This is a genomic window from Burkholderia sp. D-99, assembly GCF_011605345.1.
Classification (GTDB): domain Bacteria; phylum Pseudomonadota; class Gammaproteobacteria; order Burkholderiales; family Burkholderiaceae; genus Burkholderia.
This window is the reverse complement of sequence record NZ_JAAOXM010000001.1, coordinates 1,190,963-1,206,867: the sequence shown is the minus strand read 5'-3', so window position 1 is coordinate 1,206,867 and position 15,905 is coordinate 1,190,963. Positions and strand designations below refer to the sequence as shown.

The following is a 15,905-nucleotide window of genomic DNA, read 5'->3' as shown; positions in this document are numbered from 1 at the left end:
GCGCGTTCATCGATGCCCCCGCCGGTACGGCGCCGAGGCAGGTTGCGGCGCATCCTTATCTGGAGAAGCTCGCATGGCAATCGATTCCCGGGTCGTCCGACGCGTGGCCGCGGCCAGCGTGATCGGCGCGACCGTCGAGTGGTACGACTTTTTCCTGTACGGCGTGGTCGCCGGCATCGTGTTCGACAAGCAGTACTTTCCGGCCGGCGATGCGTTCGTGTCGACGATGCTCGCGTATGCGACGTTCGCGGTCGGCTTCGTCACGAGGCCGCTCGGCGGCTTGCTGTTCGGCCATCTCGGTGACCGCGTCGGGCGCAAGTCCGCGCTGATCCTGACGATGCTGATCATGGGCGTGTCGACGGCCGGCGTCGCGTTTCTTCCGACTTATGCGCAGATCGGCATGTGGGCGCCCGTGCTGCTGCTGACGCTGCGCGTGCTGCAGGGCATCGGCCTCGGCGGCGAGTGGGGCGGCGCGGTGCTGATGGCGTACGAATACGCGCCGCCGCACCGGCGCGGGCTGTACGCGAGCCTGCCGCAGATCGGGCTCGCGATCGGGCTGTGCCTCGCGGCCGGCGTGGTCGCGGCGCTGTCGCGCGCGTTGCCGGACGCCGCGTTCCTCGCATGGGGCTGGCGCGTCGCGTTCGCGGCGTCGCTGCTGCTCGTCGCGGTCGGCTTCTACATCCGCACGCGCGTGGCCGATACGCCCGAATTCGTCGCGCTCAAGCGTCGGCGGCGCGATACGAAGCTGCCGGTCGTCGAGCTGCTTGGAAATTATCGGCAGGCGATCCTGCTCGGGATGGGGGCGCGCTATATCGACGGCGTGTTCTTCAACGTGTTCGCGGTGTTCTCGATCGGCTACATGACGCGCAACCTGTCGATCTCGCGCGGCGACGCGTTGCTCGGCGTGATGAGCGCGGCGGTCGTGATGTGCGTGTTCATCCCCGTGTTCGGCAGCCTGTCGGACCGGCTCGGCCGCGCGCGGGTGTACCGGTGGGGCGCGACGCTGTGCGGGCTGTCGGTGCTGCCCGCGTTCTGGCTGCTGCAGACCCAATCGTCGAACCTGCTCGCCGTGTGGCTCGCGCTGGTGATCCCGTTCGGCGTCTTCTACGCGATGGCGTACGGGCCGGAGGCCGCGCTGTTCGCGGAGCTGTTCGATGCGAATGTGCGGTACACGGGCATTTCGTTTGTCTACCAGGTGTCGGGCATCTTCGCGAGCGGGCTCACGCCGATCGTCGCGACCGCATTGCTGCGCGTGAACGGCGGTGCGCCGTGGCTCGTCGGGGTTTACGTGATGTTGTCTGCACTCCTGTCGATCGTGTCCGCGCGGGCGATCGAGAAACGCAGTGGCGTGGCCGAGGTCGCGGTGCGCGCGATGTGACGGCGGGCGGGGCGGGTGTGCGGGTGTGCGAATGCGCGGATGTGGCAGAGAGGGGGCGCATCGGCGCGGCGGTCGTCGGTCGGAGCCGCGCTCGCGCCGCTGATCGTTGCTGTCAGCCGGGCGTTCGATGCTGCACGCCGTGCGGCGTACCGGTTGTCCGGTGGTGCCACGCCGGCTGCTGATCGTCGCCCACCGGCTGCGGATCGGTGCAGTCATCCGGGCGTCCGATGCTGCGCGCCGTGCGGCATCCCGGTTATCCGGTGGTGCCACGCCGGCTGCTGATCGTCGCCCACCGGCTGCGGATCGGTGCAGTCAACTGGTCGTCCGATGCTGCGCGCCGTGCGGCATCCCGGTTATCCGGTGGCGCCACGCCGGCTGCTGATCGTCGCCCACCGGCTGCGGATCGTTGCAGTCATCCGGGCGTCCGATACTGCGAGCCGTGTGGCGTCCCGGTTGTCCGGTGGTGCCACGCCGGCTGCTGATCGTTGCCCACCGGCTGCGGATCGTTGCAGTCAGCCGGTCGTCCGATGCTGCGCGGCGTGCGGCATCCCGGTTGTCCGATGGTGTCGCACCCGCGCTGCGACGCCTCTGATCGTCGCCCGCCGGTGCTCGCCTGCCATTGCCCGCCGTTCGTCGCCCTCACGCGCTGGTCCAAGCGAATCCGTCCCACTGGCCCTACCTGCGAAAAAACGGCCTGCCTACACTTTCCTCGACAGATCGCCGCATGGAAGCATCTGCACACGATCGACCCGAAGAGAACGATCAGGAGACAGGCATGACCAACAGGCAGTCGGCAGCATTCGTCCGCGCGGCGAGCGCGCGCCCCGCATCAGTCAGTCGAATCGCCTCGTGCGCCCGTTGCGGCGCGGCAGGCCAGCCCGCGTCGGAGGTCTGACCATGTCGACCCCTTCCATCGAACGCACCGCGAGCGGCTTCGCCGGCGGCCGGCCGAACGATACGCGTTACGACCCGACCTACGATCCGCTCGTGTCGCCGGGGCCCGGGTGCGGCAAGCAGTACGCGCCGACCTACTGGGTCGCGACGGCCGGCACCCCGCCGCCCGACGACGGCCCCGTCACGCGCGACCTCGATGTCGACGTCGCGATCATCGGCGCCGGCTACACGGGCCTCGCGACCGCGCTGTGCCTCGCGCGTGACCACGGCATCAAGGCCGTCGTGCTCGAAGCCAACCGCACGAGCTGGGGTTGCAGCAGCCGCAACGGCGGGCAGGGGCAGAACGCGTCGGGCCGGCTGTCGCGCTCGCAGTGGATCGAGCGCTGGGGCAAGGACGTCGCGCTGAAGATGCACGACGAGATCCTCGAAGGCTTCGAACACTTCAAGTCGCTCGTGTCGGAAATCGACTGCGATCCGCAACCGGGCGGCCATTTCCTGATCGCGCATCGCCCGCGCATCATGGCGAAGCTCGCGGCCGAGGCGAAGGTGTGGAAGGACGTGTTCGGCTACCCGTCCGAACTGCTGAGCGCGGACACCTTCCGCCGTGAATTCATCAACGACCACGAGGCGGCCGGCGCGCTGCACGAGCCGGAAGGCATCGGCATCCATGCGCTGAAGCTCGCGTTCGGCTACCTGCGCCTCGCGCGCGAAGCCGGCGCGAAGGTGCATACGAGCAGCCCCGTGCTCGGCTTCGAGACGATCGACGGCGTGCACCACCTGCGCACGCCCGGCGGCGTCGTGCGGGCCCGCGCGGTCGGCATCGCGACCGGTGCGTACACGGCGCAGACGCTGCATCCGTCGCTGCGCAGCAAGGTGATGCCGATCCTGTCGAACTCGATGGTCACGCGCCCGCTCACCGATGCGGAGATCGACGCGTGCAATTTCCGCACGACGCAGGTGCTGACCGATACGCGTACGCTGCGCTTCTACTACCGTTTCCTGCCCGATCGCCGCCTGCAGATCGGCAGCCGCAGCGCGATCACCGGCGACGATGCGCCGAACCCGCGCCACTTCGAATTGCTGAAGGAAGGGATGGCGCGCAAGTTCCCCGCACTGCGCGGCGTGCAGATCGATTATTCGTGGTGGGGCTGGGTCGACGTGAGTCACGACATGATGCCTCGCGTGTGCCAGCCCGACCCGCGGCAGTCGGTGTACTACGCGCTCGGCTACGGCGGCAACGGCGTGTCGTATTCGCAGCAGGCCGGCCGCCGGCTCGCCGAGCAGATCGCGGGGAAGGGCGCACGCCAGACGCTGCCGATCTTCGCGTCGCCGCTGCCCGGCCACCCGTTCGCGCCGTTCCGGCGGCTCGGGCAGCGGATGCTCTACGTGTCGTACTTCAGGAACGACGAAAAGCCCTGAACGCAGTGCATATCGCCCGGCGTGACGCAACGTGCGCCGGGCTGTCCAACACAAGAAAAGCAACAGAAATCCGTGCGGCCGGGGCTGCAGGCGCCCCTGCACGCGCCGTCGCCGGCGGCGCCCGCGCTCACCCGACGGTGATGCGCGGGCGGCGCCGGACAACTGGATATGGAGAAGACATGCAACCCTCGAAGAACCAGAGTGACCTGAAGTGTGGGCTCAAGCAGCGCCACATGACGATGATCGCGCTTGGCGGCGTGATCGGTGCCGGGCTGTTCGTCGGCAGCGGCGTGGTGATTCAGCAGACCGGGCCGGCCGCGATCCTGTCGTTCCTGATCACGGGCGGGCTCGTCGTGCTCGTGATGCGGATGCTCGGCGAGATGGCCTGCGCGATGCCGGCCGTCGGTTCGTTCTACGAATACGCGCGGCTCGCATTCGGCAACTGGCGCGGGCCCGGCAAGATGGCAGGCTTCCTGACCGGCTGGATGTACTGGTATTTCTGGGTGATCGTCGTCGCGCTCGAAGCGGTCGCCGGCGCGAAGCTGATCCAGTTCTGGCTGCCGGATACCCCGGCGTGGATCATCAGCCTCGCGCTGCTGGTCGTGCTGACGCTCACGAACCTGATCTCGGTCGGCAGCTACGGCGAGTTCGAATTCTGGTTCTCGTCGATCAAGGTCGGCGCGATCATCGTGTTCCTGTTCCTCGGCGGCCTCTACGTGCTCGGCCTGTGGCCCGCGTCGATGCACACGACTTCCGTGCTGCCGACGCTGCTCGGCCACGGCGGCTTCATGCCGCTCGGCATCGGGCCGGTGATGAGCGGGGCGGTCGCGGCGACCGGCTTCTACTTCGGCGCCGAGATCGTCACGATCGCGGCGGCCGAGGCCAAGGAGCCCGCGAAAGCCGTCGCCAAGGCCACCAATTCGGTGATCACCCGCGTGCTGGTGTTCTACGTCGGCTCGGTCGCGCTCGTCGTCGCGCTGGTCCCGTGGAATTCGCAACAGATGGCCACGCCGTACGTGAGCGCGCTCGAAGTGATGGGCCTGCCGGCCGCCGCCAACGTGATGAATGCGATCGTGCTGACGGCCGTGCTGTCCGCGCTCAACTCGGGCCTCTACGCGGCGTCTCGGATGCTGTTCGCGCTGACCCGCCACGGCGACGCGCCGGCCGCGCTCGCGAAGGTCAACAAGCGCGGCGTGCCGGTGCGCGCGATCCTGCTCGGCACGGTGTTCGGCTACGTGTCGGTCGTGATGTCGTACGTGTCGCCCGATACCGTGTTCGCGTTCCTCGTCAATTCGTACGGCACCGTCGCGCTGTTCGTGTACGTGCTGATCGCGTTCTCGCAACTGCGCCTGCGCAAGCGTCTCGACCCGGTGGCCGCCGGCCAGCTGCGCGTCAGGATGTGGGCGTATCCGTACCTCACCTGGGTCGCGATCGTCGGCATGGTCGGCATCCTCGTCGCGATGGCGTTCATCCCGGACCAGCGCAAGCCGCTGTGGCTCGGCGTCGCAAGCCTCGGCGTGCTGGTCGTCGCATACGGGCTGACGCGCCGCAGCCGCCGCGAGCCTCTCGACGACAGCGAACTGCTCGCCTATCCGCCGCGGTAATGCCCGGTAACGCATGACGCCGAAGGCCCGGCACGCAAGCCGGGCCTTTGCGCATGCGGCTTGCGGCGGCGGCCCGATGGATCCCGGGGTCAACTATCGGGCCGCACGATAGAACCGATCGGCGGATGCGACTTTATGTCGGCGGCCGGCGCGACTAGCATGGATGAACCGATTCACGGGTGCGCCCCCGGCGGGGTGCGCCTTCATCCGCGAACGAGGACAGACGATGGAACATCGGGCACGCGAGCGCGACGAGCAGGCCGAGATCAAGACGACGACGTGCTACATGTGCGCGTGCCGCTGCGGCATCCGTGTGCACCTGCGCGACGGCGAGGTGCGCTACATCGACGGCAATCCGGAGCATCCGCTGAACCAGGGCGTCATCTGCGCGAAAGGTTCGTCGGGAATCATGAAGCAGTATTCGCCCGCGCGGCTCACGCAGCCGCTGATGCGCAAGCCGGGCGCCGAGCGCGGCGATGCGCAGTTCGAGCCGGTGTCGTGGGACGTCGCATTCGACGTGCTCGAAAAGCGCCTCGCGCACCTGCGCGCCACCGACCCGAAGCGTTTCGCGCTGTTCACGGGCCGCGACCAGATGCAGGCGCTCACCGGCCTGTTCGCGAAACAGTTCGGTACGCCGAACTATGCGGCGCATGGCGGGTTCTGCTCGGCGAACATGGCGGCCGGGATGATCTACACGATCGGCGGCTCGTTCTGGGAATTCGGCGGGCCTGATCTCGACCACGCGAAGCTGTTCTTCATGATCGGCACCGCGGAAGATCACCATTCGAATCCGCTGAAGATCGCGCTCGGCAAGTTCAAGCGCGCGGGCGGCCGCTTCATCGCGATCAATCCGGTGCGTACCGGCTACGCGGCAATTGCCGACGAATGGATTCCGATCCGCCCCGGCACCGACGGCGCGCTGTTCATGGCGCTGATGCACGAGCTGATCGCGCGCGACGCGTTCGACATGGAATTCGTGTCGCGCTTTACGAACGCCGGCGAGCTGATCGACCTGCGCGCCGATGCCGACACGTCCGGGCTGTTCGTGCGCGATGCCGGCGCGCCGGAGGTCAACGCGCTGTATCCGCAGAACCGGATGTGGTGGGACACGAAGACGAACCGCGCGGTGCTGCATCACACGGAAGGCGCCGAGCCGGCGCTCGACGGCCGCTATACGCTCGACGACGGCACGCCCGTCGCGCCGTCGTTCACGCTGCTGCGCGAACAGGTGGCCGATTGCACGCCCGAATGGGCGGCCGACATTACCGGCATCGCGGCGGACACGATCCGCCGCCTGGCGCGCGAGATGGAGACGGTTGCGCGCGAGCACGCGATCGAGCTGCCGGTGCGCTGGACCGATTCGTGGGGCAAGGAACACGAATCGGTGAAGGGCGTGCCGATCGCGTTCCATGCAATGCGCGGGCTCGCCGCACATTCGAACGGCTTCCAGACGATCCGCGCGCTGGCCGTGCTGATGTCGCTGCTCGGCACGATCGACCGACCAGGCGGCTTCCGGCACAAGGCGCCGTATCCGCGCGCGGTGCCGCCTTCGGCGAAACCGCCGAACGACCCGGCGCAGATCAGGCCGAACACGCCGCTCGCCACCGGCCCGCTCGGCTGGCCCGCCGGCCCCGAGGACCTGTTCGTCCATCCGGACGGCACGCCCGCGCGGCTCGACAAGGCGTTCTCGTGGGAATACCCGCTCGCGGTGCACGGGCTCATGCATTCGGTGATCACCAATGCGTGGCGCGGCGATCCCTATCCGATCGATACGCTGCTGATCTTCATGGCCAACATGGCGTGGAATTCGTCGATGAACACGACGGAAGTGCGCAAGATGCTGGTCGACAAGCGCGACGACGGCGAATACCGGATCCCGTTCCTGGTCGTGTGCGATGCGTTCGCGTCGGAGATGACGGCGTTCGCCGACCTGATCCTGCCCGACACGACCTACCTCGAACGTCACGATGTGATGTCGGTGCTCGACCGGCCGATCTCCGAATTCGACGGGCCGGTCGACTCGGTGCGCGTGCCCGTCGTGCCGCCGACCGGCGAATGCAAGCCGTTCCAGGAAGTGCTGATCGAGCTCGCGAGCCGGCTGAAGTTTCCGGCGTTCACGACGGCGGACGGGCAGCGCAAGTACCGCGACTATCCCGATTTCGTCATCAATTTCCAGACCGCGCCGAATTCGGGCACCGGTTTCCTGATCGGCTGGCGCGGCAAGGACGGCGACAAGGCCGTCGTCGGCGAGCCGAACCCCGACCAGTGGAAGCGCTATGCCGAGAACAATTGCGTGTACCACCACCGGTTGCCGGAGCCGCTGCAGTACATGCGCAACTGCAACGGCCCGTACATGCAGTGGGCGGTCGACAACGGGATGCGCAAGTTCGGCGTGCCGATCGTCATCCAGCTCTATTCGGACGTGATGCAGAAATTCCGGCTCGCCGCACAGGGGCGCACGTCGGGCCGCCAGCCGCCCGACCATCTGCGCGAACGCATCGCGCGCTATTTCGACCCGCTGCCGTTCTGGCATCGGTCGCTCGAAAGCGGGCTGACCGATGCGAGCCGCTATCCGCTCGCGGCGATCACGCAGCGGCCGATGGCGATGTACCACTCGTGGGATTCGCAGAACGCGTGGCTGCGGCAGATCCACGGAGAGAACCACCTGTTCGTGAACCCGGTGACGGCCGCCGCGCAGCAGATCGACGACGGCGCGTGGATCTACGTCGAATCGCCATGGGGCAAGGTGCGGTGCCGCGCGCGCTACAGCGAGGCGGTCGAGCCCGGCACCGTATGGACGTGGAACGCAATCGGCAAGGCGGCCGGCGCGTGGAACCTCGGGCCGCAGGCGGGCGAATCGCAGCGCGGCTTCCTGTTGAACCACGTGATTACCGACGAGCTGCCGGATGCGGCGCGTGACGGCGCACGGATGTCGAACTCCGATCCGGTCACGGGGCAGGCCGGCTGGTACGACGTGCAGGTACGGATCTATCCGGCCGAGGCCGATGCGGCGACCACGCTGCCGCAGTTCGCGCCGATGCCGCCGCTGCCCGGCACGCCGCGCGTGCTGCAGCGCGTGCAGGCGTATTTCGCGGGAACCGGCGCATTCGCCGCGCGGCTGCGGCGCGCGACGTCCGCCGGCCCGAAACCTGACGACCGTTGATCGAAGGAGCACGACCGTGACCCAGATGGCCCTCGTCATCGACCTGAACGTGTGCGTCGGCTGCCATGCCTGCGTGACGAGTTGCAAGGAATGGAACACGTCGGGCGAAGCCGGCAGTCTCGCCGATCTGCGCCCGTACGACGACGATCCGTCCGGCACGTTCTTCAACCGCGTCCAGACCTACGAAGCGGGCGTGTTCCCGATGACCGACACGATCCACTTCCCGAAGTCGTGCCTGCACTGCGAGGATCCGCCGTGCGTGCCCGTCTGTCCCACCGGCGCGAGCTACAAGCGCAAGTCGGACGGGATCGTGCTGGTCGACTACGACAAGTGCATCGGCTGCAAGTACTGCGCATGGGCGTGCCCGTACGGCGCACGCGAGCTAGACGAAGGCCGCAAGGAGATGACGAAGTGCACGCTGTGCGCGGACCGCATCGACAACGAAGCGCTGCCCGAACGCGACCGGAAACCGGCGTGCGTGCTCGCGTGCCCGACGTCGGCGCGGCTGTTCGGCGACGTGCACGATCCCGAATCGGAGGTGTCGCGCGCGATCCGCGAACGCGGCGGCTATGCGTTGATGCCCGAATGGGACACGCGGCCGTCGAACCATTACCTGCCGCGCGTGAAGACCGAAGCGTCGTGCGCGTGCGGCAGCAGCGGCGGATGCGGCAGCGGGTCGGGCGGCCGCGACGAGAGCGAGTCGTTCGAAGCCCGCGCGGCGCGCGGCGACGTCGATCTCGTGTCGCTCGCGACGCAGCGCTGAGCACCGCGCCTTTCATCCAGAAACAGACGGAGTTCCCATGCGCCCAGCCTTTTCGGTCGTTTTCCTCACCACGCTGTGCGGCGCCGCACAGGGCCTGCTGCTGACGCTCGTGATCGTCGAGGCGCTCGCGCGCGTGGCCGGCGTCGACGTGGCCGCGTCGTTCTACGTGACGGGCGCCGCGCTGTCGGTCGCGCTCGGCGTGCTCGGCCTGCTCGCGTCGTTCTTCCATCTCGGCCACCCCGAACGCGCATGGCGCGCGATCGCGATGTGGCGCACGTCGTGGCTGTCGCGCGAATGCATCGCGCTGCCGGTGTTTCTCGCGTGCACGTTCGCGTATGGCGCGGCACACCTGTTCGGCTGGCCCGGCACGTTGCTGATCGGCGCGGCCGGCGCGCTTGCGAGCGTCGCGCTGTTCGTGTGTACCGCGATGATCTACGCATGCCTGCGCTTCCTGCAGGAATGGGCGAGCCCGCTGACACTCGTGAACTTCGTGCTGCTCGGCTGCGCGTCGGGCTGCACGCTGGCGACGGCGTGCGCCGCGTGGCTCGCACCGGCGCTGGTGGGCCGACTCGCGGTGGCCGCCTGCGTGCTGACGCTCGCGGGCTGCGTGGCACGGGTCGCGTCGCTCGCGCGCAATGCGCGGCTGCGGCCGAAGTCGACCGTGCAGAGCGCGACCGGGATCCGCAACGCGAAGGTCGAACAGAAGTCGCGCGGTTTCACGGCCAGCGCATTCAATACGCGGGAGTTCTTTCACGGGCAGGGCAACGGCACGCTGCGTGCGGTGAAGGCCGGCTTCCTGATCGGCGCATTCGCGGTGCCGTTCGTGCTGACCGGTGCGGGTGCGCTCGCGCCGACGTCGGTCGCGGCGGCCGTCGCGCTCGGCGCGGCATTCGTGATCCAGTATGCGGGGTTGGTCGCGGAACGCTGGTTCTTCTTCGCGGATGCGCGGCATCCGCAGAACATCTATTACCAGCGCGCGTCATGACGTTGCGCGCGTGCCGCCGTGCGGCGCTAGAAAGTCGCCGCGAGCGCGCCGGCCGCTTCCTGCAGGCGCGGCATGCAGTCGAGCAGCCGCGACAGCGGTGCGCGCGACACGGGCGCATGTACGGCGACCGCGGCGATGCACGCGCCGTCGTCGCCGACGATCGGGGCCGCGATGCAGGCGATGCCCGCGACGAATTCCTCGTTGTCGATCGCGACACCCTTGTGCGCGGTGCGATCGAGTTCGGCTTCGAGCAGCTCGGGATCCGAGATCGTATTCGGGGTGTAGCGCGGCAGCGCCAGCGCGCGCACCAGCGCGGCGCGTTCGTCGCGCGGCAGCAGTGCGAGCAGCAGCTTGCCGCTGGCGCTGCAATGCGCGGGCACGCGCGAGCCGGGCTTCAGGTCGAGCCGCAGCGGCCAGTCGGCTTCGACGCGGTCGAGATAGACGACTTCCGTGTCGTGTAGTGCGGTCAGGTTGCAGGTTTCGCCGAGATCGGCGACGAGCCGTTCGAGGATCGCATGGCGCAGCCGCCGCGCGCCCGCATGCAGCATCACGCCGGTGCCGAGCCGTGCGAGGCGCGGGCCGATCGCATACGCGTTCTTGCGGCCCGGCTCGCGGATCACGAGGCCGCCTGCTTCGAGCGACGCGAGCATCCGGTGCAGTGACGCCTTCGGAATGTCGACCTCGCGCGCGAGATCGGCGAGCGACACGGCATCACCGGCCTGGACGAGATGTTCGAGCAGCGCGAAGGCGCGCAGCGTGGGCGTATCCGCGGGCAGCATGGCAGGCGTTCCGGAAACTGGACTGCGGGCATTGTACCGAACGGCCCGGCGGGCCGGCCGCGCCGGGCGGCGGGCGCGGCAAGCCGGCATGGATTTTCAGCGATGGAACGAATCGTTCCGTAAACATGATCGGCGCAGGCCCGATCGACGTCTGCTCATCGGGCAAAGACAGGCAACGGCAAGCAACGGCAAGCAACGACAAGCAACGACAAGCAACGACAAGCAACGACAAGCAACGACAAGCAACGACAAGCAACGACAGGAGCGCAACGCAATGGATGGGGTGACGAACAAGCCGGACTGCATGGTGTCGGTCCGCGAACGGTTCGGGTTCGATTCGGACCTGATGGTGCCCGCGTTCAGCGCGCGCGACGACCACGTGCCCGATATCGACGACGCATACCGTTTCAACCCTGACGTCACGCTAGCGATCCTCGCCGGTTTCGCGCGCAACCGCCGCGTGCTCGTGCAGGGGATGCACGGCACCGGCAAGTCGACGCATATCGAACAGGTCGCGGCACGGCTGAACTGGCCGTGCGTGCGGGTGAACCTCGACGGCCACATCAGCCGGCTCGATCTCGTCGGCAAGGATGCGATCGTCGTGCGCGACGACGTGCAGGTGACCGAGTTCCAGGAAGGGATCGTGCCGTGGGCGCTGCAGCGGCCCGTCGCGCTGATCTTCGACGAATACGATGCGGGGCGGCCCGACGTGATGTTCGTGATCCAGCGGATTCTCGAACGCGACGGCAAGTTCACGCTGCTCGACCAGAACCGCGTGATTCATCCGCATCCGTCGTTCCGGCTGTTCGCGACGGCGAACACGGTCGGGCTCGGCAACCTGAACGGGCTCTATCACGGCACGCAGATGCTCAACCATGCGCAGATGGATCGCTGGAACGTGGTCGCCACGCTCGACTATTTGCCGCGCGACGAGGAGATCGGCATTGTGCGCGCGCGCGTGCCGGAACTCGCGGATGAAGCCGGCCGCCCGCTGCTCGAATCGATGGTGAGCCTGGCCGAGCTGACGCGCAACGGCTTCGCGACCGGCGACCTGTCGACGCTGATGTCGCCGCGCACGGTGATCAACTGGGCCGAGAACTGCCAGATTTTTCGCGATCCGGCGCTCGCGTTCCGGCTCACGTTCCTGAACAAGTGCGACGACGCCGAGCGGCCGGTCGTCGCCGAGTATTACCAGCGCTGTTTCGGCGAGGAGCTGGCGGTGGCGTCGCGTGCCGGCGCGGGCGAGCCGGGAGCCGGGCGGTGAGCGCCGATCGCGACGCCGCGCGCCGTGCGTCGGCGCGCGAAGCGCTGGGCGCGTCGACCGTGCGCGCGCTGACCCGCGATGCGGCGCTGCATTACCGCGCGGGCCGCGTGTGCCGCGACCTGCGGCCGCTGCCGATCCATGCGCCGCACCTGCGCGCGCAGGCCGCCGACGACGATCTCGCGTCGTGGCGCGGTGCGGCCGACGGCGCCGCGCTGCGCATCCTGCATTCGGATGCCGAACTGCATCGCGCGTTGTGCGGCAACGATCCCGTCGAACGCGTGCTGTTCGAAATGCTCGAGCAACTGCGCTGCGAGTCGCTTGTGCCACCCGCGATGCGTGGCGTCGTGCAGAACCTGCGTCATCGTTTCGAAACCTGGTCGCGCGCGTTTTACCGGTCGGGGCAGGCCGATACGCATGTCGGGATCCTCGTGTACACGGTGGCGCAGATCGCCTGGTCGCGGCTGACGGGCTGGCCGGTGCTCGAAGAAACGGAAGATCTGATCGAAGCGTCGCGCGCGGCGATTGCGCCCGAGATCGGCGTGCCGCTCGCGGGGCTCAAGCGGTGCCGGCACGATCAGCGCGCATTCGCGGAACACGCGCTGGCGCTCGCGCGCCGCATTGCGGCCATGATCCGCGACGCGCGCGCGGCGGTCGTCGAAACGGCGACGGAAGATGCCCGCGAGCAGGACGAGGCACTGACGAATTTCTCGCTATGGGTCGATTTTGACGATACCGGCATCGACCTGCCGGCACTCGTGGAGACGGGCGACAGCGTCGTGCTGCATGGCGGCGACGCGGTCTACCGCGCGTACACGACGCGTTACGACCGCGAACTCCGGCCGGCCGCGCAGATCCGCGCGACACTGCTGCGCGAGTATCGCGACCGGCTCGACGGCCAGGTCGCCGCGCAGCGGATCAACGTCACGCGGCTCGCACGCGTGCTGCGCGCGGCGCTCGTCGTGCCGCAGGCCGACGGCTGGTCGTTCGGCGAGGAGCACGGCCGCCTCGACGGCCGCCGGCTCGCGCAGCTCGTCAGCTCGCCGGCCGAACGGCGGTTGTTCCGGCTCGAACGCGTGCGGCCGCACGCCGACTGTGCGCTGGCGTTCCTGATCGACTGCTCGGGATCGATGAAGACGTGGATCGACGGCGTCGCGCTGATGGTCGACACGCTGGCCCGCGCGGGCGACGCCGCCGGTCTCGCCACCGAAGTGCTCGGCTTCACGACGCTCGCCTGGAACGGCGGCCGCGCGCGGCAGGACTGGCTCGCGCGCGGCAAGCCGCGCCATCCGGGCAGGCTCAACGAAACCGGCCACCTGGTGTTCAAGGACGCGGACATGCGCTGGCGGCATGCGCGCGCGGGCATCGCCGCGCTCCTCAAGGCCGACCTGTTTCGCGAGGGCGTCGACGGCGAAGCGGTCGAATGGGCGTGTGCGCGGCTCGCGGCGCGGCCGGAGGCGCGCAAGATCCTCGTCGTGATCTCGGATGGCAGCCCGATGGACGGCGCGACGGCGCTCGCGAACGATCCGTTCTACCTCGACAACCACCTGAAGCAGGTGGTCGCGCGCCAGGAGGCGGCCGGCCGTGTCGAAGTCCTCGGGCTCGGCGTCGGGCTCGATCTCGGCCCGTACTACCGGCACCGGCTCGCGATCGACCTCGCGTCGGCGCCGGACATGAAGCGGCTCGTCGAAATCGCGAGCTGGATCGGCGCACGGCGGTGAAGCGGGCACCATATGCGCGTCGCGGCCGAATGCCGCGCAGTGCGGCTCGATGCGGTGCGCGTGGCGCGGCACTACACGCCGCGTAGCAGCGTCGGCAGCGACGTCGCGATCAGCCCGATGCCGATCGCCATCAGCACGCCGAACGCGAGCCGGCGCAACGCGACCGGCGACAGCGGCGGCGGGTAGTGGCGCGCGGCGACCGTCGTCAGCATCACGACCGGCGTCGCGATCGCGGCCAGCAGCCAGATGTCACGATCGAGCTGGCCTTCGCATGCGCTGTACAGCACGCGCGTGGCCGAGGTCGTCGTGAACAGCACGATCAGCGCGCAGCGGATCTGCACGAGCGTCAACGGTTGCCGGTAGAACTGGAAGATCAGCGGCGGCCCCGACACGCCGAACATCCCGCTCAGCAGCCCGCCGAACAGGCCGCTGACGAAGAAGCTGCGGTTGTCCGAGCGCGCCGTGAGCGGCGTCGGGCGCAGCGCCGCGCTCAGGCCGCCGTACAGCACGACCGCGCCGAGGATCAGTTGCAGCAGGTCGGCCGCCGAGCGGCTCAGGCATTCGAGCAGCAGCACGCCGGCGACGACCGACGGCAGGATGCCGAGCGTCGCCGCGCCCACTGCGCGCCAGTCGATGTGATGCAGCCGGCCGGGCAGCGCGGCCGCGCCGTTCGCGAGCGACACGACGCTCATCAGCGTGGCGACGGTGGCGAGCGGCGCAAGCCCGAAGCCGCTCGTCGCGCCCATCACGATCATCCCGAGCCCGAAGCCGGTGACGGTCTGGAAGTAGCTGCCGGCGCCGATCACCGCGATCAGGATCGCCAGTTTGTCGGCCGTCATGCGTGCGCGGCCTCGCCGGTCGCGGCGCGCTGCGCGGCCGCCTGCGCCTGCACGGTGGTCGCCGCGATCACGTGATACACGTCGTCGGCGCTGCAGCCGCGCGACAGGTCGTTCGCGGGCCGGCGCAAGCCTTGCAGCAGCGGGCCGACGGCCTTCGCGCGGCCGATCCGCTCGGCGAGCTTGTAGCCGATGTTGCCGGCTTCGAGGCTCGGGAACACGAGCACGTTCGCGTGGCCGCCCACCTGCGAATGCGCGATCTTGCGCTCGGCGATCTCCGCGACGATCGCCGCGTCTAGCTGCACGTCGCCGTCGATCGCGAGGGCGGGGCGCCGTTCGCGCACCAGCGCGGTCGCAGCCGTCACCTTGTCGACCGCCGCGTGATGCGCGCTGCCGCTCGTCGAGAACGACAGCATCGCGACGCGCGGCGCCTCGCCGAGCAGCGCGTGCGCGCTGTCGGCGGCGGCCATCGCGATTTCGGCGAGTTGATCGGCATCCGGATCGACGACGAGCGCGCAGTCGGAGAAGATCAGCCCGCCCTTGATCGTGTGGAACGGCTCGCACAGCATCATCAGGAAGAAACTCGACACGATCCGGAACGCCGGATCGACGCCGATCAGCTGGATCGCGGCGCGCACGACGTCGGCGGTCGCATGCACGGCGCCCGCGACCGAGCCGTCCGCGTCGCCGAGCCGCACCATCAGGTTCGCGCAGGTCAACGGGTCGCGCACGGCGTCGCGTGCTGCGTCGGCGGTCATGCCTTTTTTGGCGCGCAGCGCATGCAGCGCGTCGGCATACGCATCGCGTTGCGGGGCGGTAGCCGGATCGACGAGCGTCATGCCATCGAGGTCGATCGCGTCGCGTGCGGCCGCCGCATGGATCGCCGAACGGTTGCCGACGAGCACGATGCGGGCGATGCCGTCGCGCGTCGCGCGTGCGGCGGCCTGCAGCACGCGCGGATCGTCGGCTTCGCACAACGCGATGCGCATCGGCTGGCGGCGCGCGGATTCGAGAATGCGGTCGAGGGCTTTCATCGGGAATTCGAAGTAAAAAAGGCCGGATGCGGCGGCCCGCACGGGGCACGGCGTCCGGCCGGGTTCAG

The 15,905-nt window shown here is 68.9% G+C and carries 11 protein-coding genes; 8 read left to right on the top strand and 3 right to left on the bottom strand.

Annotated elements, in window-relative coordinates; translation table 11 throughout:
• Positions 1-73 precede the first annotated feature (73 nt).
• The 6 genes from HAV18_RS05230 (at position 74) to HAV18_RS05205 (ending at position 10,206) form a co-directional block, all read left to right on the top strand.
• The gene (locus HAV18_RS05230) at positions 74-1,378 is read left to right on the top strand and encodes an MFS transporter (RefSeq protein ID WP_166953444.1); all 1,305 of its coding nucleotides are present in this window, start codon (positions 74-76) and stop codon (positions 1,376-1,378) included.
• An 897-nt stretch (positions 1,379-2,275) separates the two neighbouring features.
• Positions 2,276-3,691, top strand: coding sequence for an FAD-binding oxidoreductase (locus HAV18_RS05225; RefSeq protein ID WP_166953442.1), 1,416 nt, complete (start codon positions 2,276-2,278; stop codon positions 3,689-3,691).
• Positions 3,692-3,870: 179 nt separating this feature from the next.
• Positions 3,871-5,295, top strand: coding sequence for an amino acid permease (locus HAV18_RS05220; protein ID WP_166953440.1), 1,425 nt, complete (start codon positions 3,871-3,873; stop codon positions 5,293-5,295).
• Between the two features lie 226 nt (positions 5,296-5,521).
• Entirely contained in the window at positions 5,522-8,458 is a 2,937-nt protein-coding gene (locus tag HAV18_RS05215; protein ID WP_166953438.1) for a molybdopterin oxidoreductase family protein, read from the top strand.
• 16 nt (positions 8,459-8,474) lie between these two features.
• A complete protein-coding gene (locus tag HAV18_RS05210) occupies positions 8,475-9,221 on the top strand; it encodes a 4Fe-4S dicluster domain-containing protein (RefSeq protein WP_166953436.1) in 747 nt (248 codons plus the stop codon).
• A 37-nt stretch (positions 9,222-9,258) separates the two neighbouring features.
• The gene (locus tag HAV18_RS05205) at positions 9,259-10,206 is read left to right on the top strand and encodes a DmsC/YnfH family molybdoenzyme membrane anchor subunit (RefSeq protein ID WP_166953434.1); all 948 of its coding nucleotides are present in this window, start codon (positions 9,259-9,261) and stop codon (positions 10,204-10,206) included.
• A gap of 26 nt (positions 10,207-10,232) precedes the next feature.
• Here HAV18_RS05205 and HAV18_RS05200 read toward each other — a convergent pair whose 3' ends face one another.
• Positions 10,233-10,985, bottom strand: coding sequence for an IclR family transcriptional regulator (locus HAV18_RS05200; protein WP_166953432.1), 753 nt, complete (start codon positions 10,983-10,985; stop codon positions 10,233-10,235).
• A gap of 274 nt (positions 10,986-11,259) precedes the next feature.
• On the opposite strand from HAV18_RS05200, the gene HAV18_RS05195 reads away from it, so the two are divergent.
• A complete protein-coding gene (locus tag HAV18_RS05195; RefSeq protein ID WP_166953430.1) occupies positions 11,260-12,249 on the top strand; it encodes an AAA family ATPase in 990 nt (329 codons plus the stop codon).
• On the top strand, positions 12,246-13,967 hold the full coding sequence (locus HAV18_RS05190) for a cobaltochelatase CobT-related protein (protein WP_166953428.1): 1,722 nt from the start codon (positions 12,246-12,248) through the stop codon (positions 13,965-13,967). Before HAV18_RS05195 ends, HAV18_RS05190 begins: the two co-directional genes overlap by 4 nt.
• Before the next feature lie 71 nt (positions 13,968-14,038).
• Here HAV18_RS05190 and HAV18_RS05185 read toward each other — a convergent pair whose 3' ends face one another.
• Positions 14,039-14,806 (bottom strand): sulfite exporter TauE/SafE family protein, encoded by a 768-nt coding sequence (locus HAV18_RS05185; RefSeq protein ID WP_166953426.1) that lies wholly within the window; start codon positions 14,804-14,806, stop codon positions 14,039-14,041.
• On the bottom strand, positions 14,803-15,837 hold the full coding sequence (pta, locus tag HAV18_RS05180; protein WP_166953424.1) for a phosphate acetyltransferase: 1,035 nt from the start codon (positions 15,835-15,837) through the stop codon (positions 14,803-14,805). Before pta ends, HAV18_RS05185 begins: the two co-directional genes overlap by 4 nt.
• Positions 15,838-15,905 lie beyond the last annotated feature (68 nt).